The following is a 25,147-nucleotide window of genomic DNA, read 5'->3' on the forward strand; positions in this document are numbered from 1 at the left end:
ACTCATGGAGACGACAGCAACCTTATCGAAACTTGTCATTATTACAGGTATGTCGGGTGCGGGCAAGACGATTGCTGTCCAAAGCCTGGAGGATCTCGGGTTTTTCTGCGTAGATAATTTACCGCCAGTGCTTATTCCGAAGTTCGCGGAATTAATTGAGCAGTCGAACGGTAAAATAGGGAAGGTAGCTCTTGTTATCGACTTGCGCGGACGAGAGTTCTTCACTGCGCTGTCGGAATCGCTGGCTTATATGAATGACCATCATACGATCAATCTTGAAATATTGTTCTTGGACGCCAAGGATGAAGTACTGGTTCAGCGGTATAAGGAAAGCCGTCGCCGGCATCCTCTTGCTTCGGAGGGGCTGCCTCTTGAGGGGATACATGCGGAGCGGAGGCTTCTTGAAGATCTGAAGGGATCGGCTTCTCTCGTAATCGATACGAGCGGGCTGAAGCCGCAAAAATTGAAGGAGCGCATTATCGCTCAGTTCACCAGTGTGGAAGAAAGTGCATTGTCTGTCAACGTAACGTCCTTCGGTTTCAAATACGGTATTCCAATCGATGCTGATCTGATATTCGATGTACGATTCCTCCCTAACCCGCATTATGTGGAGAGCTTGCGGCCCAATACAGGGCAACACCCCGATGTATATGATTATGTGATGAAGTGGCCTGAGACGCAGCAATTTCTGACGAAGCTTCTGGATATGCTTCAATACTTAATTCCGCTATACAGGAAGGAAGGGAAGAGTCAGGTCGTCATCGGGATCGGCTGCACAGGAGGCAAGCACAGGTCCGTTGCGATTGCCGAATACTTGGGCAGAATGCTTGGCAGCAGCGATACGGAGACGGTGCGCGTCAGTCATCGTGACTCTCTGCGCGATAAGCATCATTGACGGGGGTAGAGTATGCAGACGATACAGAAAGTGATTAGACGTCCCAAAATTGTCGTCATCGGCGGCGGTACGGGACTGTCCGTCATGCTGCGCGGTCTGAAGGAGAAGCCTCTTGATATTACAGCAATTGTGACGGTAGCAGATGACGGAGGAAGCTCTGGCATATTGCGCAATGAATTGCAAATCCCACCGCCTGGCGACATCCGCAACGTGCTGATGGCGCTAGCCGATACGGAGCCTCTACTGGCTGAGGTGCTGAATTACCGGTTCCATAACGGAACGGGGTTGGCCGGCCATAGTCTGGGCAATCTCATACTGGCGGCGATGACGGACATCTCCGGCGACTTCGTGACTGGAGTACGGCAGTTGAGCCAGGTGCTTGCGGTGCGAGGTCGCGTGCTCCCGGCGGCTGATCGCGCCATTGTGCTGAGCGCGGAGATGGAGGACGGAACGATTATTACGGGTGAATCCATGATTCCGAAGGCAGGCGGCAGAATTGCAAGAGTATTCCTGGAGCCGCATGATGTGGAGCCGCTGCCGGAAGCGGTGGAAGCTCTGGAGAGTGCAGACGCGATACTGATCGGCCCGGGCAGTCTGTATACCAGCATTATGCCTAATTTGATCGTCCCAAAGCTGGCGCAAGCTATAGTGGCTTCGTCTGCGGTGAAGCTGTTCGTCTGTAATGTGATGACGCAGCCGGGAGAGACGGATAATTATACAGTAAGTCAGCATTTGGATGCCGTATATCGGCATATTGGTCATCATTTATTCGATTATGTTATAGTTAACAATGGCGATATACCGCCGCAAGTGGAAGACCGTTACGCCGAGAAAGGAGCCAAAGCCGTTCGCCTCGACATGGATGAGGTGAGCAAGCGAGGCTATAAGGTGATCGCGGATCGGCTTGTGCTGTTCCAGACGTTCCTGCGGCATGATGCGGAGCGGTTGAGCCATCATATTTATAAGCTTGTAGAGAACTGGATGTTACGAAAGAGGTGATGAACGATGTCATTTGCGGCGCAAACGAAGAAGGAACTGACGCTAATTGAGACGGACGGATGTTGCGAACGGGCCGAACTGGCCGCCCTTATCCGGATGAACGGCTCAGTCAGCTTATCCAGCCGCAAAATCGTTCTGGACATCTCGACCGAGAATGCCGCTATTGCCCGAAGAATCTATTCCTTAATCAAGAAGCACTTTGATGTGCACGTAGAGTTGCTTGTCCGCAAGAAGATGCGCCTGAAAAAAAACAATGTCTATATCGTGCGGATGCCGACCAAAGTGCAGGAGATGCTGAGCGACCTTCGGATTGTATCCGAAGGCTTCAACTTCAATCCCTACATTGACCGGGACATTATCCGCAAGTCATGCTGCAGGCGTTCCTACCTTAGGGGAGCCTTCTTAGCGGGGGGCTCGGTGAACAACCCCGAGGGATCTTCATATCATCTGGAGATTGCTTCAATGTATCAAGAGCATTGCGAGGCGCTTGTAGATCTGGCCAACAGCTTCAGGCTGAATGCAAGGTGCATCGAGCGAAAGAAGGGCTTCATCTTCTACATTAAGGAAGGCGAGAAAATTATCGAGCTGCTGAACATCATCGGAGCGCATCAGGCACTATTCAAGTTCGAGGATGTTCGGATTATGCGCGATATGCGCAACTCCGTTAATCGGATTGTTAATTGTGAGACGGCTAATCTGAATAAAACGATCGGCGCCGCTGTTCGGCAAATCGACAATATAAAGCTGCTGCAGAAGGAGATTGGGTTAGAGAATCTGCCCGATAAGCTAAAAGAAGTTGCGGAGGTTCGTCTGCTACACCCGGATTCCAATCTGACCGAGGTTGGAGCGATGCTGAAGGGTAAGGTGAGCAAATCGGGGGTCAACCACAGACTTCGCAAAATAGACGAACTTGCTGAAAAAATACGCAACGGAGTAAGTTTTACCTAGTGCAATTAGGTGTAAAATGATATAATAAGATGTAAAAGTATTTTGCTTGGTGGTCATATCAAGGGTACTCTTCATCACATCGCGCATATAAAGACTTCATAAAATATAGGGGGTATGATTCCATGACAAAGCTTCCAGTTGTTGTTCGTCTGAGAACGGGACTTCACGCAAGACCAGCAGCGCTGTTCGTTCAAGAAGCGAATAAGTTCTCCTCTGAGGTATTCGTAGAGAAGGACGATAAGAAGGTTAATGCGAAATCCATCATGGGTATTATGAGCCTGGCGATCAGCTCAGGCACAGAAATTTCCATAAGTGCTGACGGATCGGACGCGGAACAGGCTGTAAACGCTTTAGTCGCGCTTGTCAGCAAGGAAGAGCTGGAGAATCAGTAAGACCAGACCAGTGATATACTTGTGATTTTCTCATCCTATAAGCCCAGCATAAGCACGCTTGTACTGAGCTTATAGGGATAAGACATTTTTTTCATTGGAAAAAGAACGTCGCGGACTCGCTCCCGAAGGAGTGAGTCCGCGACGTTCTTTTTGGCTATTTGATAAGGCTTTAAGCTTGCTCCAGTTCGGCAATTATTGCTTTCATCTTGTTCGCGGATTGCCGGAATAGCTCTTGCTCTTGTTCAGTTATCGTCAGCTCCAGTGTCTTCCTGATGCCGGTGCGGTCGACAATGCAAGGGACGCCAAGATAAGTGTCAGCTTCTACGCCGCAATAAGTGCCGAGCATCGTAGATACATTCAGTACCGCCCCTTCGTCCCGGAGGATGGCTGTACAGATCCGATCGATAGCCAGTGCAATTGCGTAGTAGGTGGCCCCCTTCGCTTCGATAATGCTATACGCTGCATCTCTCGTATGAACGAAGATATTTTCTTTGTCCTCTTTTGAAAGCTGCAGCTCCACTCCGGCGATGTTGGCCAGGCTCCATATCGGCACTTCAGAATCCCCATGCTCGCCCACGATATGGGCATGCACGCTGCGTGGATCGATATGTAGCTTCTGACCGATCAGGTAACGGAATCTGGCGCTATCCAGCAGCGTGCCGGAGCCGATAACGCGTTCTGCTGGCAATCCGGACTTCTTCAATGCAATATAACTCATAATATCGACGGGGTTGGTTGCGATGAGCAGGATGGCATCTTGGTTGTGCGGTAGAATCTGATGTATGATGTTATCGAATATGTCAGCGTTTCGTCGCAATAGATCCGTGCGGGTCTCTCCCGGCTTCTGCGCTGCTCCGGCGGTAATGACGATAATATCTGCTCCTGCACAATCCTCGTAAGTTCCTGCCCATACGGTAGATCCGTCGAGGAATGGCATGCCGTGGTTCATGTCGAGTGCGTCTCCCGCCGCCTTATTGTAATTACTGTCGATAAGCACCAGCTCATCCATCCGGTTCCGCAGCAGCAATGTATAAGCTGTTGTTGCGCCCACAGCGCCCGTCCCGATCACGACTACTTTTGTTTTCTTCATAGTGATAAGCCCCTGTCTCCTTCTGTCTGATAAGTTTCTCGATTAGGTTTTCTCACTTGTTCAGGAATGGTTTGTTCACGAAGTAATACATCCATCCCATCAGCACGCTTCCGCCAATAAGATTACCGAACGTGACGGGGATCAAATTAAGGAGAGCCCCTTCCAACGTAACGATGTCGGTATCTTGTACGACCATTGCAATTGCAAATGTACACATATTGGCAATACTATGCTCGTAGCCAGAGATGAAAAAGCAAAAGACAAAAAGCATCATGGCGAACATTTTAGCCCCGTCAGTCTTCATCCACATCGGAATAAAGAAAGCGAGACAGACGAGCCAATTACATAATATGGCTCGAAAAAATAGCTGCATACCAGGTGTGCTCACCTTCTTGTCGGCGACTTCCAGCAGGAAGCCGTTCACATAGTCGCTGTCAAACAGTCCGGTTGACCAGATCAGGAAAGCAAATACGGCTGCTCCAAGCACATTGCCGGAATAGCTGGTTATCCAAAGCTTAATGGTGTCCATCCATCTCATCTTCTTGCGCAACGCGGCGTAGCTGTAGTAGAACGTATTGCCAGTGAACAGGTCTCCGCCTCCATAGCTAATCAGAATAATCGCCGTCCCGAAGGTTAAGGCTGCTATCGGATAGGTAAGCGGAGAATGCTCTATATAGAAGTAACTCCCGGTCTTGAAAGCTACAATGACCCCGAAGCCGATGAACATGCTCGCCAGCATGGATCTGGCTAAAGATATGATGATACTCTGCTTGAATATTTTTAGCTTCTTCAATGCCAATTGCTCGACTTGTTGTAGCGGTTCGGCCTCCATCGCTCTACCCCCTCATAACTTCTAGGTTATTCTGTCGTATGCAAAGGATAGCATCACAGGAGGGAGGGAGATGTGATTAATGTCACTATATGTGAACAAGAGCCACCCTTCCAGGATTATGGAAGGATGGCTCTTGTCCCTATTAGTCAATACGCTCGATCACCTTATCGATCAAGCCGTATTCATTCGCCTCAGCGGCGCTCATGAAGTAATCGCGGTCGGTATCTTGCTCGATACGGCTAAGCGGCTGTCCGGTGCGCTCTGCCAAGATGTTGTTCAACTTGTCCCGCATCTTGAGGATGCGGCGCGCGCGAATCTCAATGTCGCTGGCCTGCCCTTCGGCTCCGCCAAGCGGCTGGTGAATCATGACCTCACTGTTCGGGAGGGCGTAACGCTTGCCCTTGGCGCCTGCCGACAACAGGAACGCGCCCATGGATGCGGCCATGCCCACGCAGATGGTGGATACGTCAGGCTTAATATACTGCATTGTATCGTAAATGGCCATCCCTGCCGTAATGGAACCGCCTGGGCTGTTAATGTATAACGAAATATCCTTATCGGGATCTTCCGCTGTCAGGAACAGCATCTGTGCAATAATGGAATTCGCTACGACATCGTTAACACCCGATCCCAGAATAATGATGCGATCCTTCAACAAGCGAGAGTAAATATCGTAGGAGCGTTCACCGCGATTGCTTTGCTCGATTACCATTGGAACAAAATTCATAGCCAACCAATCCTCCTTCGAAAGTATGTTCTCTGTATATCTTAATGTATTCCTATAATAACGGATAAAAAAACAAAAGTCAAAGAAAGTCAAACATGTCTTCCAGTAAAGGGATGGGCGGTGATAACATGAAAAAAAGCTGCCCAGCGACAAAAGGTCGCATGGCAGCTTATGTATCCTTTATAGTGGCGCGCCCGCTAGGAATCGAACCTAGATCTCAGGCTCCGGAGGCCTACGTCATATCCATTGGACCACGGGCGCAAAAACAGTAGCAAAATTGATTATATGATATTCTGGTTCCGAACGCAAGAGCCATTCCTGAATAAATATTTTGTGAATTTATCGAGTAATCGTTTTCATCATGACTCCAGCACTTGCAGAACGTCAGATTATTCGGTAATATAATGGTGGGACTTAAAAAGGATCGGCGGGACGTTACGCGTCCAGGTGTGGCGAGAGTCCCCATATTTCGATAAGAGTCTCTGGCTTTGATTGATGGAGAGAAGGAGAGCGAATGCATCAGCTCATTGAATTGCAGCAGCAGCTTGTGCCGGATCTTCTCTATACGATGAGGAAGAGATATGCCATTCTGCATCAGGTCATGCTATCCGATACCATTGGCCGACGGACGCTTGCTACCGAGATGGCGATGACGGAGAGAGTGCTGCGTGCTGAGATCGACTTTCTGAAGGAGCAGGGGCTGCTGGACATTCATTCAGCCGGGATGCGGATCAGCGAAGCGGGCAAGGAGCTTCTGGAACAGCTTGAACCGCTCTACAAATCGTTATTCGGCTTGTCTTCCCTGGAGAAGGAGCTTCAGAATGCCTTCGGCTTATCGCGCGTTATTGTCGTAGCAGGCGACTCGGATCACTCGCTGCAGACGAAGCGGGAATTGGGGAGAGCGGCCTGCCAAGTGCTGCGGGAGACGGTAAGGCAAGGGGACGTTGTGGCGGTAACAGGCGGCACGACGATTGCTCAGGTTGCCAATCAACTCGTATTGTCGGCATCGGCTAAGGATGTGTGGTTCGTGCCTGCGCGTGGCGGCCTTGGTGAGAGCTTGGATTACCAAGCGAATACGCTCGCTTCGACGATGGCGAAGCGCACGGGTGGACATTATCGACTACTGCATGTGCCTGACTTCCTTGGCGAGGAGGCTTACTCGTCGATTATGGGCGAACCGAACATACGTGAGATTGTGGATGTCATCCGAAGCTCACGCATAGTCGTTCACGGAATCGGCGATGCCAAGGTGATGGCCAGGCGCAGACGATTGAAGGAGACCGATGTGGCGGCAATGACCGAGGAAGGCGCACTGGCAGAGGCATTTGGCTACTATTTCGATCAGAATGGCGCTGTTGTGCACAAAATGCAGACGGTAGGGTTACGACTAGAGGATATTGTGAACACTGAAGTTGTTATCGGCGTGGCCGGAGGCAAGAGTAAGGCAGATGCCATTGCGTCCATTATGCGCTTCGGGCACAACGATGTACTCATCACCGACGAGGCTGCAGCTACCGCCATAGTAGAGATGTCTGAGGATGAGAACTAGCTAGACAGGCATCATGACAATGCTTGCATACGGCGAGAGTCTGTGTGCGCATTGTCTTGAAATATATATTGCATTATATAAAAGCAAAGCTTAGGAGGAACTAGAAATGGTTAAAGTTGGTATTAATGGTTTTGGTCGCATTGGCCGTAACGTGTTCCGCGCTTCCCTGAACAACCCTAATGTTGAGGTAGTAGCGGTTAACGATCTGACAGACGTGAAGACACTGGCTCATCTTCTGAAATATGACACAACGCACGGCAAGTTGAATGTTAGCGTTGAAGCGAAGGAAGGCGCATTGATCGTTGACGGTCGCGAAATCAAAGTGTTCGCGGAGCGCAATCCTGCTGATCTGCCTTGGTCATCTGTAGGCGCTGAAATCGTAGTAGAGTCGACGGGTATCTTCACTGCGAAGGACAAAGCTGAGCTTCACCTGCAAGGCGGCGCTAAGAAGGTTATCATCTCCGCTCCTGCAACGAACGAAGACATTACCATCGTCATGGGTGTTAACGAAGACCAATACGACCCTGCGGCACATACCATTGTTTCCAACGCATCGTGTACGACGAACTGTCTTGCTCCATTCGCGAAAGTCCTGAATGACAAGTTCGGTATCGTGAAAGGCATGATGACGACTATTCACTCCTATACGAACGACCAAAGCGTACTGGATCTGCCGCACAAGGATCTTCGTCGCGCTCGCGCAGCTGCCGAGAACATCATTCCTTCCACGACTGGCGCAGCGAAAGCAGTATCCCTTGTTCTGCCTGAGCTGAAGGGCAAGCTGAACGGTATGGCTATGCGTGTTCCTACCGCTAACGTATCTGTGACTGACCTTGTGGCTGAGCTGAAGGTTGACGTAACGGTTGACGAAGTGAACGGCGCTCTGAAAGCTGCTGCCGAGGGTCCGCTCAAAGGCATCATGAACTACAATGAAGAGCCGCTTGTATCCAGCGACTACAATACAGATCCTGCTTCCTCCACAATCGACGGTCTGTCGACTATGATCGTAGAAGGCAACATGGTGAAAGTGGTATCCTGGTACGACAACGAGTGGGGCTACTCCAACCGTGTAGTTGATCTGGCTGCTTACATCGCAGCGAAAGGTCTGTAAGAGGAGACATGCGGGCAGGACTATAGCGTTCTGGCTGTCTCTGCCGATGAGCTTTGGCCCCGAGGCCTTGTGCCCTGAAGCAGGGTCCCGCCATGAGGGCGTTCCTTCCCTGGAAGGGGCGCCCTTCTCTTGTTTTCTTCGCAATATAAATCTGGGAGGGTTCATTCATGAATAAAAAGAGCATACGCGATGTGGCTGATCTGGCCGGCAAAAGAGTGTTCGTGCGCGTGGACTTCAACGTGCCGATCGAAGATGGCAAAATTACGGACGACAAGCGGATCCGTGAGACGCTTCCTACGATTAACTATCTGATGGAGCAGGGCGCCAAGGTCATTCTGGCAAGCCATCTGGGCCGTCCGAAAGGCGAGGTGGTCGAGGAGCTGCGTCATACGGCATCTGCGGCGCGTCTCTCCGAGCTGCTGGGCAAGCTTGTGGCGAAAGCCGACGAGGCAATCGGCGAGAAGGTGGAGGCACAAGTCGCGGCAATGCAGAACGGCGACGTGCTGCTTCTGGAGAACGTGCGCTTCTACGCTGGCGAAGAGAACAACGATCCTGAGCTGGCGAGAGCATTCGCGAAGCTGGCGGACCTGTTCGTGAATGACGCATTCGGCGCAGCTCATCGCGCACACGCATCTACAGAAGGCATCGCGCATCTGTTGCCAGCGGTATCCGGTCTGCTGATGGAGAGAGAGCTGGATGTGCTGGGCAAGGCGCTTCACAATCCTGAGCGCCCGTTCACAGCGATCATCGGCGGCTCCAAGGTGAAAGATAAAATTGCGGTTATCGACAAAATGCTCGAGATCGCAGACAATATTATTATCGGCGGCGGCTTGTCCTATACCTTCTTCAAGGCGCAAGGCCATGAAGTCGGCAATTCCCTTCTGGACGAGAGCAAGCTGGACCTGGCGCTCGGCTTCATCGAGAAGGCGAAGCAACTGGGCAAAAACTTCTACATGCCGGTAGATATTGTGGTAACGGATGACTTCAGCCCATCGGCGAATACGCAAGTGGTGGACGTGGACGGCATCCCGGCCGATTGGGAAGGCATCGATATCGGACCGAAGACGCGCGCTATCTACGGAGACGTCATTAAGAATTCCAAGCTCGTCGTATGGAACGGTCCAATGGGCGTGTTCGAGATAGAGCCGTTCTCCCACGGTACACGCGCTGTTGCGCAGGCGGCGGCTGAGACGTCCGCTTACACGGTTATCGGTGGTGGCGATTCCGCTGCTGCGGCTGAGAAGTTCGGTCTTGCAGACCGGATGGACTTCATCTCCACAGGCGGCGGCGCTTCTCTGGAGTTCATGGAAGGCAAGAAGCTGCCAGGCGTTGAAGCTCTGAACGACAAATAAACCAAAGGAGGCATAAGCATGAGCAGAACACCGATTATTGCGGGCAACTGGAAAATGTTCAAAACGGTATCCGAGGCGCAGAACTTCTTCGCGGAAGTGAAGGGCAAAGCGGAGGTTGAAGGTGTTGAGAGCGTCATCTGCGCACCTTATACAAATCTTCCCGCCCTCGTGGAAGCGGCGAGAGGGACAAGCATTGCAATCGGAGCGCAAAACGTCCACTTCGAGGACAATGGCGCTTACACCGGCGAGATCAGCGGCGGAATGCTGAAGGAGCTTGGCGTGAAATATGTTATCATCGGCCATTCCGAGCGCCGCGCTTACTTCGCGGAGACGGACGAGATCGTGAACAAGAAGGTTCATGCCGCATTCAGACACGGTCTTACGCCAATCGTGTGCGTAGGAGAAAAGCTGGAAGAACGCGAAGCAGGCGAGACGAAGGAAGTGTGCAAGACACAGACGGAAGCGGCGTTCGAGGGTCTGTCCCAGGAGCAAGCGGCAGCTGTCGTCATTGCGTATGAGCCGATCTGGGCGATCGGAACAGGCAAATCCTCCACTTCCGAGGATGCGCAGGATGTGATCGGCTATATCCGCGGCATCGTGGCGGGTCTGTACGACGAAGCTACTGCGAATGCCGTCCGCATTCAATACGGCGGCAGCGTAAAGCCGAACAACGTAGCGGAGTACATGGGCCAAGCGGACATCGACGGCGCGCTCGTCGGCGGCGCAAGCCTGGAGCCTGCGTCTTATATCGCTCTCATCGAGGGGGCCAAGTAAGATGGCTGAACGCAAACCGGTAGCATTAATTATTATGGACGGCTTCGGATTGCGCGATGATGTCACGGGCAACGCGGTTGCGCAAGCGAACAAGCCCAACTACGACAAATATTTGCAGCAATATCCGAACACAACGCTGACGGCATGCGGCGAAGCGGTAGGCTTGCCCGAAGGGCAAATGGGCAACTCGGAGGTCGGCCACCTGAATATCGGAGCGGGACGTATCGTATATCAGGACCTGACCCGGATCAGCAAGTCGATCCGTGAAGGTGAATTCTTCGACAATGAGACGCTGCATGCCTCAGTGAAGCATGTGAAGGAGAAGGGCCGTAAGCTGCATCTGTACGGCTTGCTGTCCGACGGCGGCGTGCACAGCCATATTGCTCATCTGTTCGCCTTGCTGGAGCTGGCCAAGAAGGAGAACTTGACGGAAGTCTACATCCATGCATTCCTCGACGGGCGCGATGTGGCTCCGGACAGCGCGAAGAGCTATGTCGAAGCGCTGCAGGCGAAGATCGACGAGCTCGGCGTAGGCCGCATAGCGACGGTGCAAGGCCGTTACTACGCGATGGATCGCGACAAGCGCTGGGAGCGTACGGAGAAGTCTTACCGGGCGATGGTATATGGCGAAGGCCCGCAGTATACCGATCCCGTGGAAGCGGTAGTTGAATCCTATGCGAAATCCGTATATGATGAATTCGTTATGCCAACGGTGATCGTGGGCGAGGACAACAAGCCTGTCGGTCTCGTGGAGTCGGAGGATGCAGTCGTCTTCTTCAACTTCCGCCCCGATCGCGCTATCCAATTGTCGCAAGTGTTCACGAATGAGGATTTCCGCGGCTTCGACCGCGGGGAGAAGTGTCCGAAGCACCTTCACTTCGTCTGCTTGACCCTGTTCAGCGAGACGGTCGGCGGATACGTCGCTTACTCACCGAAGAACCTGGATAACACGCTGGGCGAAGTGCTGGCGCAGAATGGGAAGACGCAGCTGCGCACGGCGGAGACCGAGAAGTACCCGCATGTCACGTTCTTCTTCAGCGGCGGCCGCGATGTCGAGCTGCCGGGTGAGACGCGTGTGCTGATCAACTCGCCGAAGGTGGCGACGTACGATCTGCAGCCGGAGATGAGCGCCTATGAGTTGGCGGAATCAACTGTGCGGGAGATTGAGGCGGACAAGCATGATGCGATCATTCTGAACTTTGCCAATCCGGATATGGTGGGCCACTCCGGTATGCTGGAACCGACCATCAAGGCGGTAGAGGTGACGGACGAGTGTCTCGGCAAGGTGGTAGAAGCGGTGCTGGCGAAAGGCGGCGTCTGCATCATTACGGCAGACCATGGTAACGCGGATATGATTGCCGACGAGAATGGCCGTCCGCATACGGCGCATACGACGAATCCCGTTCCGCTCATTGTAACAAGAGAAGGACTGGATCTTCGCGATGGCGGCATCCTGGCAGATATCGCGCCGACGCTGCTGGAGCTGCTGAAGCTTGACAAGCCGGCGGAGATGACAGGGAATTCACTGATCAAGTAAGGATCAATCCATTCATCAACACCACTAATTGAACATTAAAGGAGTGTCTATTCATGTCCATGATCGTTGACGTATATGCACGCGAAGTGCTGGATTCCCGCGGGAATCCGACAGTTGAAGTAGAAGTAACGCTGGAATCCGGCGGCAAAGGCCGCGCTATCGTGCCATCCGGCGCATCCACAGGCGCATATGAAGCGGTAGAGCTGCGTGACGGAGACAAGTCCCGTTACCTGGGCAAAGGCGTACTGAAAGCAGTAGAAAACGTAAATACATTGATCGCACCGGAAATCATCGGTCTGGACGCACTGGATCAAGTCGCTATCGACCGCAAAATGATCCAAATCGACGGTACGCCTAACAAAGGCAAGCTGGGCGCCAACGCTATTCTGGCGGTATCGATGGCTGTAGCGCGCGCTGCTGCAGACGCGCTGGACGTATCCCTGTACACGTACCTCGGCGGCTTCAACGCGAAGACATTGCCTGTACCGATGATGAACATCATCAACGGCGGCGAGCATGCCGACAACAACATCGACGTTCAGGAGTTCATGGTTCTGCCGGTTGGCGCTGCAGACTTCAAAGAAGCGCTTCGCATCGGTGCGGAAATCTTCCACAGCCTGAAGGCTGTATTGCATGATAAAGGTCTGAACACGGCAGTTGGCGACGAGGGCGGCTTCGCTCCGAACCTGGGCTCCAACGAAGAAGCGATCACGACGATCATCTCCGCCATCGAGCGCGCTGGTTACAAGCCAGGCGAAGATGTATTCCTGGGCATGGACGTTGCATCTACAGAGTTCTACAAGGACGGCAAGTATGTATTGGCCGGCGAAGGCAAGTCCTTCACTTCCGCGGAGTTCGTCGATCTGCTCGCTTCCTGGGTCGAGAAGTATCCGATCGTATCGATTGAAGACGGCTGCTCCGAAGACGACTGGGATGGCTGGAAGCTGCTTACCGACAAGCTAGGCGGCAAGGTTCAGCTCGTGGGTGACGATCTGTTCGTGACGAATACAGAGCGTCTGTCTGACGGCATCGAGAAGGGCGTGGGTAACTCCATTCTGGTTAAGGTGAACCAGATCGGTACGCTGACTGAGACGTTCGACGCGATCGAAATGGCGAAGCGCGCAGGCTACACGGCAGTCATCTCTCACCGTTCCGGCGAGAGCGAAGACAGCACGATCGCTGACATCGCGGTTGCGACTAATGCAGGCCAGATCAAGACAGGCGCTCCTTCCCGTACGGACCGCGTAGCGAAGTACAACCAATTGCTTCGCATCGAGGATCAGCTGGGCTCCACGGCGCAATACGGCGGCAAAGCTGCGTTCTACAACCTGAAAAACTTCAAGTAAGATTGCACTGCCGATAAAGGTACAGCAATGAATGGCTGCTTCGTGAGAGCGTTATGCTCAAGCGAAGTAGCCTTTTTTCTATTGGATGCGAGAGTAACCTTTTATGTTAATGTCTGAAATTAGTAACTATTTGGATCGCGAAAGAGGTGGCGCATACATACAAGCTCATGTATAATTATTTTGCTATTGCCGCTTTAATCATGAAGCGTGAAAGCGTTATCATAAAATTATATATAAAAAATTTATAATTATTGTATAACATTGTAAAAAAAGAGGGGTTGTATTGATGAGGAAAGCGCGTGGCAATCATGTGAAAGTGCTTCTGTATTATTTCATTCCTTTCGCGCTGCTGCTTGCGCTCTTCGGCGGTGCAGGGCTGTTCATCTATGAGAAAACGGTGCAAAAGGTGGAGTCGAGCGCTCAAAGCACGGCGCAATATATGCTGGAGCAAATGCAAGAAAATGTGGAACGTCGATTCGTTGAGGTGGAGACGATTGCAATGCAAGTAGCGAGCAATACGAAGGTACTGTCGTTCCTGCAGGTGAAGGATCCGTTCCGCGACAGCAACCCCTACCGTATTATCGATGTGAAGAACGATCTGTTCGACTATTCGCTCGTCAATCAATTCCTTATTGATTATTATGTCATCTATCCTGAGAGCGAGCTGGCCATATCGCCCAAAAGCGTAAGCAAGCTGCGACAGCTCTACGATCTGAAATTCCAATATGAAGGCGTCTCATATGAGGAATGGAGAGGAATGCTGTTAAGCAATGATCGATCCAAGCAATACGTGCCGGGAAGGCCGTCGTTGTACCAAGGCAAGTCCTCTTCTGTTGTCACATTCCTGCAGCCGTTCGGCACAGGTGCACAGAACGGGCAAGTGCTGATGCTTATCGACAATACCCAGATTCAGAGTATGCTGTCCAATCTAACGCTAAGCGGCGGGGTGGCGTTTATCGCCAATAAGCAAGGCGAGCTGATCAGCGCAGTCGGCGACGGTCCGTTCAGTTTCTCTCTAAGTAGCATGAAAGACGGATACTACCATATGAAGGTAGGCGAAGAGAATATGTATGTGACCCGCATCAGCTCAAGCTATAGCGGATGGACCTATGTGGCGCTTCAACCGGAGAAAAAGCTGATGGAACGGGCGGAATATATTCGGCAGACGTTCCTGACGGTGTTGGCCATTGCTCTGCTGGGTGGTCTGCTTACCGCATTCTACTTCTCCTATCGCAACAGCCAATGGCTATGGAAGATGCTGAGGCTGCTGCCGGAGCAGCGCGGTGTTCCGGCCAATACTGCGTCCGTTCGTCATACGATAGATTACGTAGGACAATCGGTGACCAGCCTGATTTTCAACCACGAGACGCTGGTTGCGAAGCTGGACGAGCAATTGCCCTTGCTCCGCAGCGCCTTCCTGGGCCGGTTGCTGCGAGGCCAATTCCCGTCGGGTCGAGACATTGCCCTCGCGATGGAGCACTCCAAGCTGTCCTGGGAAGGACGCTATATAATGGTCGCCATCTTGCAACTTGCCAGTTATAAGGGAGCTTATACAGAAGAGATATTGGATGAGTTGAACATTCAGAAGCTGGGTATCCGGGAACTGATCGCGAAGGAATATGCGGGTATGGTCACAACGCTTGATCTTGACGAGCATCAGATCGCCTTGTTCTTTCATGGTGACGCCTCGTCACAGAAGCGATTCCAAGAGAAGACGCGACTGCTTCTGGAAGAACTGCAGCGCGGAATCAATGAGAAGCTCGGCGTGCTGACGTATATTGCGGCAGGCGGCAGTTGCAGCCAACTGACGGATGTCAGCCGTTCTTATCAGGAAGCGAGCTTCCTGCTTGACCGCAAGGAGTGGTCGACGGAGCAGCCGGTCGCTTGCCATGGCGATATGGGAACGATAGCGATTCAAGCTTATTTCTACCCATCTGATCTGGAACAGCGACTAATGGGACTTGTGAAGTCCGGCAACGATCAAGAGGTGAAGGACGTGCTTGCGCAACTGACGGAGAAAAATGTACGGGAGCGGTCATTGCCCCATTCCGTGGGAAAGATCTTCATACACGAGCTTTCCGGCACACTGTTGAAGTGTTGCGAACAGTCAGCTATACCCCCGGATGAGTTGCACGCCGAGCGCGAAGGCGCGCTGTTGGCGACGGAGCCGAAGCGGACATTAGAGGAAAGTCTGGACTTGCTTGGCGACGCGTTCAGCAGCTTATGCCATAAACATCATGATCGGAAGAAGAGCCATAACGATGAATTGAAGGAACGACTGATCGCCTATGTGGAACAGAACTACCGCCGTACTGATCTGAGCCTGACACTGCTGGCGGAGGAATTGCAAACTTCAGAGACGTATATTTCATACTTTTTCAAGGAGCAGACAGGGGTCAACTTCTCGGAATATGTGGAGCGCCTTCGGATGAGTGCGGCCCGGCGACTGCTGAAGGAAGGCGATGCTTCTGTTAACGAGATCGCCCGTCTGGTCGGCTATTATTCTCTGAACTCCTTCAGCCGCGCCTTCAAGCGGGCCAATGGCATCAGTGCGACGGAATACCGAAAAGGCAAGTAAGGAAGCGGTTTCTAAAGATTTGCACACGGCTTGAATTAGGAATAATGACCCTTTTAAAGCGCTTTCTTGAATGATGAATAGCATTAGAATATGTCATATTTACGAATGCAGCCCCAGTCGTCTATACTTCGAATCACCGGCCGGTAAACAAACATGACTTTGGCGATACCAAGGGGGGACGTAACTTGATTGCAAGGCGGAGGACCTTTCGTAGTTGGCAGCTGTATGTGCTTTTCTTACCACCTTTGATTTACATTCTATTATTTAAGTACGTTCCGATGATTGGAGCCGTCATTGCTTTCAAGGACTTCTCTATTTCCAAGGGCATTTTCGCCAGCGAATGGGTTGGACTGAAGCATTTCATGCGGTTTTTTGAATCCTATGATTTCAACAGGCTCCTGTTCAATACGTTAAGCGTCAGCTTCTATACGCTGATCGCCAGCTTTCCATTTCCTATTATGCTGGCAATCGGATTGAACTATGTGAGGAACCACCGATTCAAGAAGACGGTTCAAATGGTGACGTACGCGCCATACTTTATAAGTGTGGTCGTGCTCGTCGGCTTGCTGTTCCAATTCCTGGACCCTCGCACGGGTGCTATCAATCTGGTGCTGAGCTGGTTCGGAGTGGACTCGATCAACTTCATGGCCGATGCGTCGCTGTTCCAGTCAATTTATGTATGGTCTCATGTATGGCAAAACGTCGGCTTCGCTTGCATCATTTATCTGGCGACGCTGGCAGGAATCGATCCAGCCCTTCACGAAGCGGCCGTGATCGACGGAGCATCCAAAATGCAACGCATCTGGCATATCGATATTCCCGGGATTTTGCCAATTGCCGTTATCCTGCTTATCCTCAATACGGGACAGGTGCTGGAGACCGGCTTCGAGAAGATCCTGCTTATGCAAAATGCGCTTAACTTGCGGACATCCGAAGTGATCGACACCTACGTGTACAAGGTCGGCTTGATCTCACAGGCGATGAACTTCTCTTACGCCACAGCAATCGGATTGTTCAAGGCGGTTGTCGGCTTCGCTCTCCTTATTATCGTGAACACCGCAGCCAAGAAAATGAAACAGGAAAGTTTATGGTAAGGGGGGGATAGTGCATGGAAACAAACGCAATGAAAGAATCCGGTGGAGATAGAGTGTTTACTATCGTCAACTATGTCCTTTTGACATTCGTACTGTTAATTATACTCTATCCCTTGATCTACGTTGTAAGCGCCTCCTTCAGTTCGACTTACGCCATTATGTCGGGCAAGGTGTGGCTGTGGCCGGTGGAGCCGTCGCTGGATGGCTACAAGGCGGTATTTAAAAATAAAAATGTACTCATCGGCTTCAAAAACACCTTTCTCTACACGGGTATCGGAACGCTGCTCAACGTGGCGATGACGATTTTGGCGGCTTATCCGCTGTCCCGTCGCGACTTCCGCTTCAGAGGGGCTTTCATGCTGATGCTGGTGTTCACGATGATGTTCAATGGCGGACTCATTCCCAACTACCTGATCGTGAAGGAGCTGGGCATGATCGATACGTTCTGGTCGATGATCATTCCGACCGCGCTGACGGCATGGAATGTCATCATTATGCGGACGTACTTCCAGACGACCATTCCACATGAGATTCTGGAAGCCTCCCAGATCGACGGATGCAATGATTTTCGCTTTCTGTGGCGCATCGTGCTGCCGCTATCGGGTCCCATTCTGGCGGTTATCGCCTTGTTCTATGCCGTAGGGCACTGGAATCAGTATTTCAATGCGATGATTTACTTGAAGAGCCCGGATTTGTATCCGCTTCAGCTCATTCTGCGCGATATTCTCATTCAGAATGAAGTGAACATCGATATGATCGGGGACGCCAAGACGGCAGCCGCCCGCCAAGGCTTGAGGGAACTGCTCAAGTATTCGCTTATTGTCGTATCGTCGCTGCCATTGATTATCGTCTATCCGTTTGTGCAGAAGTTTTTTGTGAAGGGCGTTATGATCGGATCATTGAAGGGATAATAACAACCTAATTATTAGGAGGGGTCAATTTGAAGAAGCTTCTCATGTCTATGCTAGCGGTTGTCATGGTGTTAACGCTTGTGCTTGCCGGATGCTCCGGTTCCGATAACAATAAAGATACGGGTAAGGGTAGCAATGATGGGAAGAGCGACAGCGGCAACAGCGGCTCTGCCGATCTGCTGACGGAACCTGGCACTTATCCTATCGTGAACGAGAAGGTTACATTGAAGGTGATGGTTCGCGGCAATCCGCTAGTCGAGGATTTCGCAACGAATGAATTCACGAAGTGGTATGAAGAGAAAACGAACGTGCATATCGAGTGGGAAGTCGTTCCTGAGCAGAGCATGCAGGAAAAGCTGAACCTGGTGCTGGCGGGAGGCGATCTGCCTGATGTCATTCTCGGTCTGAACGTCACGCCGGCACAGCAGATGATCTACGGCAGCGAAGGGTCCTTCTTGCCGCTGAACGATCTGATCGCAGAGCATGGCGTGCAGACGAAGAAGCTGTTCGAGCAATACCCAGAGGTAGAGAAAGCGATTACGGCTCCGGACGGCAACATCTACAGCTTGCCGGAAATCAATCAATGCTACCACTGCTCCATGAGCCAGAAGATGTGGATATACCAGCCATGGCTGGATAAGCTGGGCCTTGATATGCCGACAACAACTGATGAACTGTATGACGTACTGAAAGCGTTCAAGGAGCAAGACCCTAACGGCAACGGCAAAGCGGATGAAATTCCATTGTCCATCTCGCCGAAGAGCTGGAGATCTTCCATGGATGCATTCCTGATGAACTCCTTCATCTACAATCCCGTATACGGAAACAGCACGAAGCATATGTTCGTGAAAGACGGTGTGATGGATGTCGCCTTCGACAAGCCGGAGTGGAAGGAAGGCCTGAAGTATATTCGCAAGCTGTATCAAGACGGTCTGATCGCCAGCGAGTCCTTCACGCAAGATGATAACCAGCTGATCCAAATCGGGGAAAACCCGGACACGGTCCTGCTCGGCGCATCGACGGGCGGCCATCAAGGCGTCTTCACACAGTTGATGGGAGAAAGTGGCAGATGGATGGAGTACAAGACGGTTCCAGTATTGAAAGGACCGAACGGCGAGGGCTTCGCTCCGACAGATCCGTCCGGTATGACGCTTGGCACATTCATTATTACAAACAAAGCGAAGCATCCTGACGTTGCGCTTCGCTGGGCGGACGGTCTCTTTGAATATGAGCATACACTACGTACCAACTATGGTCGTCCAGGTGAGGAATGGCGCGATGCAGAGGCCGGCGAGATCGGTATTAACGGCGAGCCTGCGAAGTGGATCGATCTGAAATCCTTCGGTGAAGTGCAAAATGTACACTGGGCACAGACAGGTCCTTCTAACCGGTCGAACGAGTTCCGTTTGAGCGCGGTGAGCAAAGGCGAAGATTCATTAGAGGAAATTCTGTACCAAGAGACGAAGAAGAACTATGAGCCGTTCAAGTCTGACCAATACAAGACGGTTCCGCCGCTGTTCATGACGAACGATCAAGCGACAGAGACAGCTGACCTGTCCAAGACGATCAATGACTTCGTAGAGGAGATGATGGCTCGCTTCATTATCGGCGACGCTGATATCGATTCGGAGTGGGATGCGTATCTGAAGACGCTTGATAGCATGAATCTGAAGCGCCTGATCGAAATTTATCAAACGGCTTACGATGCTCAGCAATAATTCAATAAAAGTAAGGGAAGGATTCATTCTTGGGAATGAATCCTTTTCCGCCATGTATGAGGAGGCAACGGATAATGAGCAATGTGTTGGTGGAGGAGTACCGCGGCGGTTTTTTGGAAAATATTCATTACGGTCATATTTGTGGCGTAAATGAGCAAAAGCGGGTCGTATACCGGTCAGGCGATCCGGAATGGGTGACGTTCATGCGCTCCGCCGCTAAGCCGATGCAGGCGGTACCGGCATTCATGGGCGGCTTCCTGGATGATCGATTCCGCTTCACGGACGAAGAAAAGGCAATTATGATGGCATCCCATCGAGCCCTTCCGTATCATGTGGAAGCGCTGGAGGGGATGCTCGGGAAGCTGGGTCTTGCCGAGGAGACGCTGGTATGCAAGCCGACGTATCCGTTGGATATGGATGCCAGAGATGCGTTAGTGGCTGGCGGCAAGCCGCAGCGCAGAGTGTATCACAATTGCTCTGGCAAGCATCTGGGGCTGCTCGCTTATTGCATCGGCATGGGTTATCCGCTGGAGGGGTACGAGCAGGTTAGTCATCCCGCTCAGCAAGAAGTGCTTCGCATCGTATCGCTTCTGTCTGAAGTGCCTTCAGGTGACATTCGAATTGGGACAGATGGCTGCGGCTTTCCGGTATTCGGCATGCCGCTCTCGGGCATGGCCAGAGCCTTCCTGAAGCTGGCGTGTCCCGATCTGATCGAAGATGAAGCGGTTCGGAAGGCCGTCATGGAAGTGACGGCGAATATGAATCGTTATCCTGCGATGATATCTGCTGATTACCTCATCTGCCCCAATCTGCTGATGGATGACAATATTGTGGCCAAGGGTGGGGCCAAGGGCGTCTATTGCTTCGCCTTGCGGAAGGAGCGTATGGCTTTCGCCTTGAAGGTGAATGACGGCTCGGAGGAGGAATGGCCGATTATCGTCGCATCCATCCTGGAGCAGATCGGCTATAGCAACCGGGCGACGATCGATCGGATGTACCGGATCGGTCCGCCGGAGATTCGGAATGACAACGGGCTGATCATCGGGAGGAATCAGGCGGTATTCCGGCTCGAAGATGTGATGGTGGGCTAATGATTGACTGGAGAGCGGAAGTAGAAGCGAGACGAGAAGCGCTGCTAGGCGATCTCATTCCTCTGTTGGCCATTCCGAGCGTTAAGGATGCGGCAAGCAGTGGTCCGGGGCAGCCTCAGGGCTGCCATTCGGCGCGTGCGCTGGAATATATGCTGCAGTTAGCGGAGAAGAATGGCTTGCGTACGGCAGTGATTGACGGATTGGTAGGGTTTGCGGAATACGACGCTTCCCGAATGAAGCGTGGAGTAGGCAGAGGCCATAGAGATTATATCGCTGTATTGAGCCATCTGGATGTGGTTCCCGCCACCGGCAACTGGTCGACGCCCCCGTTCGAGCCATGGATCAGGAATGGAAGGTTGTATGCCCGAGGTGCGATCGACGACAAGGGACCGGCAATGGCTACGCTCTATGCTCTCAAAATCGTGAAAGAGCTCGGGCTGCCGATGAAGCATAACGTCAGACTAATATTCGGAATCGATGAAGAAACCGGTATGACTTGTATGGACGCGTACAATCGCAGACAGCCGCCGCCGCTGGCAGGCTTCACGCCGGATGCGGTGTTCCCGATCGTGAATGCCGAGAAGGGACAGGTGAACGGCCGAATCGAGCGAATTGCGGCTAATGAAGAGAGGGCGGGTGGGCATGAATCAGCTGATGAGCATACGGAGATGGTGCTCGTTAGCTTCCAATCCGGAACGGCCGCCAATATGGTGCCCGACGAAGCAAGGGCAATTCTGACGCTTAAGGGAGAGTCTGACGAGCGGATGCAGCAACTGCAGGCATCACTGGAGCGGTATGGAAAGGCGACTTCCATTCAAGGAAGCGTTGTTAGGCTGCCGGATGGATTGGTGGAAGTAAGGGTGAAAGGGCGATCCGCCCATGGCATGGAGCCGCAGCGGGGGATCAACGCCGGGCTAAAGCTGGCGAGCTTCCTGAACCTGCAGCCGGTCGATGCGGAAGCGAGAAGCTTCCTGAATTGCTGTGAGTTGTACTTCCTAGATGACTGCCTCGGAGAACGCCTAGGGATCGCCCGGCGGGATGAGGAGACGAAGGAGCTTACGGTCAATGTCGGAGTTCTGGCTTATGAGCGAGGCGTAATGTCCAGTCTCGTACTTAATATTCGTTATCCTATCAGCTCTGACGATAAAGAAATCATCGGCCGAATCTCGCGATGCGTTGGTCGCTTGGGTTATCGCTGGCAGGATGTTACAGTGAAGAAGCCCCATCATGTATCGAGAAGCCATCCGATGATCGGGGCGCTGCAACGAATCTACCGGGAAGAGACGGGGCTGGAGCCCGAGCTGCTATCGACCGGCGGCGGGACGTATGCTTGCAAGATGCCGTGCGGAGTCGCCTTCGGCGCATTGTTCCCGGATCGCGAAAGCACGGCGCATCAGCCGGACGAGTACGTCGATATCGACGAGCTGATGCAAGCGACAGCGATGTTCGCCCGGGCAATCTACGAACTGGGCAATCTGGACATGCCTGGAGTTAGGCTGTCATGAGGGGGACGCATATGGAAGTGACTATAGGTGTAGAGCGAGCCAAGGGCTTGCTGCTACGACTTGAGCTGGAGGACGGCGCGTCGAATAGGGTACTTGGCACAGGAGCCGCAGGCGCCTTGTCGTTCGCTCTGGACAACGGAGCGGAGTTGGTTATAGCTGGACTTGGCAAGACGTCGTCGCTGACGCTGGAAGGCCTGCGACGGGCAGCGGGACAGTGTGTCCGAGGCATTGCCGCGCGGCGTGTGACGATGGTATCGCTTGAGCTGCAGGAGATTGCTGCTGTAGCGGCAGCCTGTGGCTGCACGGTGGAAGCCACTGTCGAAGCCTGGACGGAGGGATGGCTGCTTGGCGGATACAGCTTCGACAAGTATAAGATGCCTTCTGCGCGCTTCTGTGCGGTAGATTGTCTGCATATCATCGTAGATGATGCTGGAGGACGGTCTAATGGGATTGCTGTCGGCGAAGCAGGCATCGGCATAGACGGTAACGGCGTAGCGGGTGTGGCAACAGCATATGGAGACGGGGAGCGTGTCGGCAAGTGCTACAGCGTTAGTGCGAGGAAGGCTGTAGAACGTGCGAGCATTCGCGCGGAAGCCGTCATGCTAGCGAGCGACTGGTGCAATGAGCCGTCGAATGTGATGACGCCGCACCGTCTTACGGAAGCGTGCCGGGAGCACTTCTCTTCATTGCCAGGCATGGAATGTAATGTAATAGAGGACGATGCGCTCCATGAGCTGGGAATGTCGGGATTGCTAACAGTAGGAATGGGCAGCAGCCACGGACCGGCTATGATTGAACTGGCATACAGGACGAAGACGGAGCTGCCGCTAATAGCACTGATAGGCAAAGGCGTCACCTTCGACATGGGCGGTATGAATGTGAAGGAAGGCAAGGATCTGAGCGAGGCTCGCTATGATATGGGCGGCGCTTGCGCTGTGCTGGGAGCCATGCATATGCTGGCCAAGCTAGGAATGGAGGCGAATATTGTCGCATTAATTCCAACGGCTTATAACGTGCCGGACGGTGAGGCCTATGTCCCCTCCACTGTCATTGCTTACCCTAACGGCTTGCATGTGCAAGTAGGCAACACCGATGCGGAAGGAAGACTCATTCTGGCTGACGCGCTGCTGCACGCCCAACGACTGGGAGCGAGCCGGATCATCGATATCGCGACGCTGACGGGCAATGTGGGCCAGGCGCTGGGTCTTGGTATGGCAGGTGTCTGGGGCGATATGGAGATGTCACTGGCGCTGCATGAGTTGGGGGAGCGCAATGGCGATCGCAACTGGACCATGCCTCTCGTGGAGGATTACGAGGAACTGCTTCACAGCGATTATGCAGACATGAACAATATCGGCTCAAGCCCTTATGGAGGAGCGATACAAGCTGCGCTGTTCCTCCGCCGCTTCGTGGACAAGGATGTGTGCTGGACGCATATCGACATGGCGAATACCGTTCAGGCTAAGTCAGGGCGTGGCTACACGCCTGCCGGGGCGACAGGCTATGGCGTTCGGTTGATTGCCGACTATATATTATCTGTGACAGAGGAGCGACAGAGATGATTGTTGAGATTATCGCGATAACGCCGGATGATGTGGCAGTAGCTGCCGCGGCAGGCGCAGATCGAATCGAGCTGGTAAGCGGCATTGCGGAAGGAGGACTGACACCGAGCGCAGGCTTGATAGAAGCAGCGGTGCAAGCGGCGGCCATTCCCGTCAATGTCATGATTCGCCCGCATAGCCAATCGTTCCGCTACAACGAGGCGGATCAGTTGGTTATGCTGCGGGATATTGAGGTGGCTCGCGCCGCAGGAGCGGCCGGCATCGTCATCGGCCTACTGAATGATGAAGGAGAGATTGACCGAGCGGCATTGGAGCGCATGTTGGCCGCGGCCTCTGGCATGGATGTGACCTTCCACCGTGCATTCGATGAACTGCAGGATCAAGCTGACGGGCTTCGTGTGCTGTCAGAATATAAAGCGATTAGCCGAGTGCTGACGGCTGGAGGCTTGCGTCCCGCACCGGAATCTTGCGATCAGCTGCGGATGCTGCAGGAGCTGTCAGCCCAATTAGGCGGGCCGCGCATTATGGGCGGTTATGGGTTGAATGCGGATAATGCAGCAGAGTTAGTGAAGAAGACCGGCGTGCCGGAAGTGCATTTTGGCTCGGGGGCACGCTTGAATGGGAGCTTTCAGTACGGGGTGGATGTTAGCGCAGTAGAGCGCATTCGCTCCAATTGGCCAATGCGTGCATAATCGGCACCAGGCGATGTGCTTTGTACGTAAAAGAATACATTTGAATAATGGCGTGCTATTGAAACTTGTCGAAGGCTATGGTACAATCAGCCCATGTGTTTCTAGGAACGGCTACGCTGGAGGTGGATGGAATGGAAATCGCATTGAAGATTGTACTTATCGTCTTTTCCTTGGGCTTGATCGCTGTCGTCTTGCTTCAGAAGGGCAAGAGCGCAGGATTATCCGGAGCGATTACGGGCGGTGCGGAGCATCTGTTCGGCAAGCAGAAGGCGCGCGGATTGGATTTGTTCCTGCAACGCTTGACAATAGCGTTTGCTGTTGGTTTTTTTGTACTGGCGCTAGTAGTGTCTTACTTTGTAGAGAAATAATACATGGGCTGTTGGAAGGCGAGGGCGAACCTCGTCTTTTTTTGTGTATGAGGGATGCAGATAGAGGCTTTCGTGT

22 protein-coding genes and 1 tRNA gene are annotated in these 25,147 nt (G+C 52.6%); 19 read left to right on the forward strand and 4 right to left on the reverse strand.

Annotated elements, in window-relative coordinates; genetic code table 11:
• The first annotated feature begins 4 nt into the window (after positions 1–4).
• The 4 genes from rapZ to ACFQ2I_RS00895 all read left to right on the forward strand — a co-directional run bounded on the left by rapZ (position 5) and on the right by ACFQ2I_RS00895 (position 3,234).
• Positions 5–895, forward strand: coding sequence for an RNase adapter RapZ (gene rapZ, locus ACFQ2I_RS00880; protein WP_377561560.1), 891 nt, complete (start codon positions 5–7; stop codon positions 893–895).
• 12 nt (positions 896–907) lie between these two features.
• Positions 908–1,894 carry a gluconeogenesis factor YvcK family protein gene (locus tag ACFQ2I_RS00885; RefSeq protein WP_377561562.1) on the forward strand — a complete coding sequence of 329 codons (987 nt, stop codon included), beginning with the start codon at positions 908–910 and terminating at the stop codon, positions 1,892–1,894.
• 6 nt (positions 1,895–1,900) lie between these two features.
• The gene (gene whiA, locus ACFQ2I_RS00890) at positions 1,901–2,842 is read left to right on the forward strand and encodes a DNA-binding protein WhiA (RefSeq protein ID WP_377561563.1); all 942 of its coding nucleotides are present in this window, start codon (positions 1,901–1,903) and stop codon (positions 2,840–2,842) included.
• Positions 2,843–2,964: 122 nt separating this feature from the next.
• Positions 2,965–3,234 carry an HPr family phosphocarrier protein gene (locus ACFQ2I_RS00895; RefSeq protein ID WP_262680290.1) on the forward strand — a complete coding sequence of 90 codons (270 nt, stop codon included), beginning with the start codon at positions 2,965–2,967 and terminating at the stop codon, positions 3,232–3,234.
• Between the two features lie 169 nt (positions 3,235–3,403).
• Here ACFQ2I_RS00895 and ACFQ2I_RS00900 read toward each other — a convergent pair whose 3' ends face one another.
• From ACFQ2I_RS00900 to ACFQ2I_RS00915, 4 genes are all read right to left on the reverse strand, one after another.
• Positions 3,404–4,324, reverse strand: a complete 921-nt coding sequence (locus ACFQ2I_RS00900; RefSeq protein ID WP_377561564.1) for an L-lactate dehydrogenase — start codon at positions 4,322–4,324, stop codon at positions 3,404–3,406.
• 52 nt (positions 4,325–4,376) lie between these two features.
• A complete protein-coding gene (locus ACFQ2I_RS00905) occupies positions 4,377–5,156 on the reverse strand; it encodes a formate/nitrite transporter family protein (protein ID WP_377561565.1) in 780 nt (259 codons plus the stop codon).
• A gap of 142 nt (positions 5,157–5,298) precedes the next feature.
• A complete protein-coding gene (gene clpP, locus ACFQ2I_RS00910) occupies positions 5,299–5,883 on the reverse strand; it encodes an ATP-dependent Clp endopeptidase proteolytic subunit ClpP (protein ID WP_377561566.1) in 585 nt (194 codons plus the stop codon).
• Between the two features lie 186 nt (positions 5,884–6,069).
• A tRNA-Arg gene (locus ACFQ2I_RS00915) sits at positions 6,070–6,144 on the reverse strand.
• Between the two features lie 253 nt (positions 6,145–6,397).
• Here ACFQ2I_RS00915 and ACFQ2I_RS00920 point away from each other — a divergent pair.
• The 15 genes from ACFQ2I_RS00920 (at position 6,398) to secG (ending at position 25,071) form a co-directional block, all read left to right on the forward strand.
• Entirely contained in the window at positions 6,398–7,432 is a 1,035-nt protein-coding gene (locus ACFQ2I_RS00920; protein WP_377561567.1) for a sugar-binding transcriptional regulator, read from the forward strand.
• A 106-nt stretch (positions 7,433–7,538) separates the two neighbouring features.
• A complete protein-coding gene (gene gap, locus ACFQ2I_RS00925; RefSeq protein ID WP_377561568.1) occupies positions 7,539–8,543 on the forward strand; it encodes a type I glyceraldehyde-3-phosphate dehydrogenase in 1,005 nt (334 codons plus the stop codon).
• 167 nt (positions 8,544–8,710) lie between these two features.
• Entirely contained in the window at positions 8,711–9,895 is a 1,185-nt protein-coding gene (locus ACFQ2I_RS00930) for a phosphoglycerate kinase (RefSeq protein WP_377561570.1), read from the forward strand.
• An 18-nt stretch (positions 9,896–9,913) separates the two neighbouring features.
• On the forward strand, positions 9,914–10,669 hold the full coding sequence (gene tpiA / locus ACFQ2I_RS00935; RefSeq protein ID WP_377561571.1) for a triose-phosphate isomerase: 756 nt from the start codon (positions 9,914–9,916) through the stop codon (positions 10,667–10,669).
• A gap of 1 nt (position 10,670) precedes the next feature.
• Positions 10,671–12,206: a 2,3-bisphosphoglycerate-independent phosphoglycerate mutase gene (gene gpmI, locus ACFQ2I_RS00940; RefSeq protein WP_377561573.1), complete on the forward strand. Its 1,536-nt coding sequence runs from the start codon at positions 10,671–10,673 to the stop codon at positions 12,204–12,206.
• Between the two features lie 53 nt (positions 12,207–12,259).
• The gene (gene eno / locus ACFQ2I_RS00945; RefSeq protein WP_377561574.1) at positions 12,260–13,552 is read left to right on the forward strand and encodes a phosphopyruvate hydratase; all 1,293 of its coding nucleotides are present in this window, start codon (positions 12,260–12,262) and stop codon (positions 13,550–13,552) included.
• A gap of 286 nt (positions 13,553–13,838) precedes the next feature.
• Positions 13,839–16,130 carry a helix-turn-helix domain-containing protein gene (locus tag ACFQ2I_RS00950; RefSeq protein ID WP_377561575.1) on the forward strand — a complete coding sequence of 764 codons (2,292 nt, stop codon included), beginning with the start codon at positions 13,839–13,841 and terminating at the stop codon, positions 16,128–16,130.
• Positions 16,131–16,408: 278 nt separating this feature from the next.
• Complete coding sequence (locus ACFQ2I_RS00955) at positions 16,409–17,224, forward strand: ABC transporter permease (protein WP_377561576.1); 816 nt, start codon at positions 16,409–16,411, stop codon at positions 17,222–17,224.
• A 14-nt stretch (positions 17,225–17,238) separates the two neighbouring features.
• Positions 17,239–18,135, forward strand: coding sequence for a carbohydrate ABC transporter permease (locus ACFQ2I_RS00960; RefSeq protein WP_377561577.1), 897 nt, complete (start codon positions 17,239–17,241; stop codon positions 18,133–18,135).
• Between the two features lie 44 nt (positions 18,136–18,179).
• On the forward strand, positions 18,180–19,853 hold the full coding sequence (locus ACFQ2I_RS00965; RefSeq protein WP_377561931.1) for an ABC transporter substrate-binding protein: 1,674 nt from the start codon (positions 18,180–18,182) through the stop codon (positions 19,851–19,853).
• A gap of 74 nt (positions 19,854–19,927) precedes the next feature.
• Complete coding sequence (locus ACFQ2I_RS00970) at positions 19,928–20,944, forward strand: asparaginase (protein WP_377561578.1); 1,017 nt, start codon at positions 19,928–19,930, stop codon at positions 20,942–20,944.
• A complete protein-coding gene (gene pepV, locus ACFQ2I_RS00975) occupies positions 20,944–22,449 on the forward strand; it encodes a dipeptidase PepV (RefSeq protein WP_377561579.1) in 1,506 nt (501 codons plus the stop codon). Before ACFQ2I_RS00970 ends, pepV begins: the two co-directional genes overlap by 1 nt.
• An 11-nt stretch (positions 22,450–22,460) precedes the next feature.
• Entirely contained in the window at positions 22,461–24,011 is a 1,551-nt protein-coding gene (locus tag ACFQ2I_RS00980; protein ID WP_377561580.1) for a leucyl aminopeptidase family protein, read from the forward strand.
• Positions 24,008–24,703 carry a copper homeostasis protein CutC gene (locus tag ACFQ2I_RS00985; protein ID WP_377561581.1) on the forward strand — a complete coding sequence of 232 codons (696 nt, stop codon included), beginning with the start codon at positions 24,008–24,010 and terminating at the stop codon, positions 24,701–24,703. The genes ACFQ2I_RS00980 and ACFQ2I_RS00985 overlap by 4 nt, the downstream gene beginning before the upstream one ends.
• Before the next feature lie 131 nt (positions 24,704–24,834).
• Entirely contained in the window at positions 24,835–25,071 is a 237-nt protein-coding gene (secG, locus tag ACFQ2I_RS00990) for a preprotein translocase subunit SecG (RefSeq protein ID WP_377561583.1), read from the forward strand.
• Positions 25,072–25,147 lie beyond the last annotated feature (76 nt).

The sequence above is a fragment of the Paenibacillus chungangensis genome (assembly GCF_042675905.1).
GTDB classification, from domain to species: Bacteria; Bacillota; Bacilli; order Paenibacillales; family Paenibacillaceae; genus Pristimantibacillus; species Pristimantibacillus chungangensis.

Coding starts and splice junctions, on each gene's coding strand:
- rapZ (WP_377561560.1), top strand. CDS start 5: ATGGAGACGACAGCAACCTTATCGAAACTTGTCATTATTACAGGTATG.
- ACFQ2I_RS00885 (WP_377561562.1), top strand. CDS start 908: ATGCAGACGATACAGAAAGTGATTAGACGTCCCAAAATTGTCGTCATC.
- whiA (WP_377561563.1), top strand. CDS start 1,901: ATGTCATTTGCGGCGCAAACGAAGAAGGAACTGACGCTAATTGAGACG.
- ACFQ2I_RS00895 (WP_262680290.1), top strand. CDS start 2,965: ATGACAAAGCTTCCAGTTGTTGTTCGTCTGAGAACGGGACTTCACGCA.
- ACFQ2I_RS00900 (WP_377561564.1), bottom strand. CDS start 4,324: ATGAAGAAAACAAAAGTAGTCGTGATCGGGACGGGCGCTGTGGGCGCA.
- ACFQ2I_RS00905 (WP_377561565.1), bottom strand. CDS start 5,156: ATGGAGGCCGAACCGCTACAACAAGTCGAGCAATTGGCATTGAAGAAG.
- clpP (WP_377561566.1), bottom strand. CDS start 5,883: ATGAATTTTGTTCCAATGGTAATCGAGCAAAGCAATCGCGGTGAACGC.
- ACFQ2I_RS00920 (WP_377561567.1), top strand. CDS start 6,398: ATGCATCAGCTCATTGAATTGCAGCAGCAGCTTGTGCCGGATCTTCTC.
- gap (WP_377561568.1), top strand. CDS start 7,539: ATGGTTAAAGTTGGTATTAATGGTTTTGGTCGCATTGGCCGTAACGTG.
- ACFQ2I_RS00930 (WP_377561570.1), top strand. CDS start 8,711: ATGAATAAAAAGAGCATACGCGATGTGGCTGATCTGGCCGGCAAAAGA.
- tpiA (WP_377561571.1), top strand. CDS start 9,914: ATGAGCAGAACACCGATTATTGCGGGCAACTGGAAAATGTTCAAAACG.
- gpmI (WP_377561573.1), top strand. CDS start 10,671: ATGGCTGAACGCAAACCGGTAGCATTAATTATTATGGACGGCTTCGGA.
- eno (WP_377561574.1), top strand. CDS start 12,260: ATGTCCATGATCGTTGACGTATATGCACGCGAAGTGCTGGATTCCCGC.
- ACFQ2I_RS00950 (WP_377561575.1), top strand. CDS start 13,839: ATGAGGAAAGCGCGTGGCAATCATGTGAAAGTGCTTCTGTATTATTTC.
- ACFQ2I_RS00955 (WP_377561576.1), top strand. CDS start 16,409: ATGATTGGAGCCGTCATTGCTTTCAAGGACTTCTCTATTTCCAAGGGC.
- ACFQ2I_RS00960 (WP_377561577.1), top strand. CDS start 17,239: ATGGAAACAAACGCAATGAAAGAATCCGGTGGAGATAGAGTGTTTACT.
- ACFQ2I_RS00965 (WP_377561931.1), top strand. CDS start 18,180: ATGTCTATGCTAGCGGTTGTCATGGTGTTAACGCTTGTGCTTGCCGGA.
- ACFQ2I_RS00970 (WP_377561578.1), top strand. CDS start 19,928: ATGAGCAATGTGTTGGTGGAGGAGTACCGCGGCGGTTTTTTGGAAAAT.
- pepV (WP_377561579.1), top strand. CDS start 20,944: ATGATTGACTGGAGAGCGGAAGTAGAAGCGAGACGAGAAGCGCTGCTA.
- ACFQ2I_RS00980 (WP_377561580.1), top strand. CDS start 22,461: ATGGAAGTGACTATAGGTGTAGAGCGAGCCAAGGGCTTGCTGCTACGA.
- ACFQ2I_RS00985 (WP_377561581.1), top strand. CDS start 24,008: ATGATTGTTGAGATTATCGCGATAACGCCGGATGATGTGGCAGTAGCT.
- secG (WP_377561583.1), top strand. CDS start 24,835: ATGGAAATCGCATTGAAGATTGTACTTATCGTCTTTTCCTTGGGCTTG.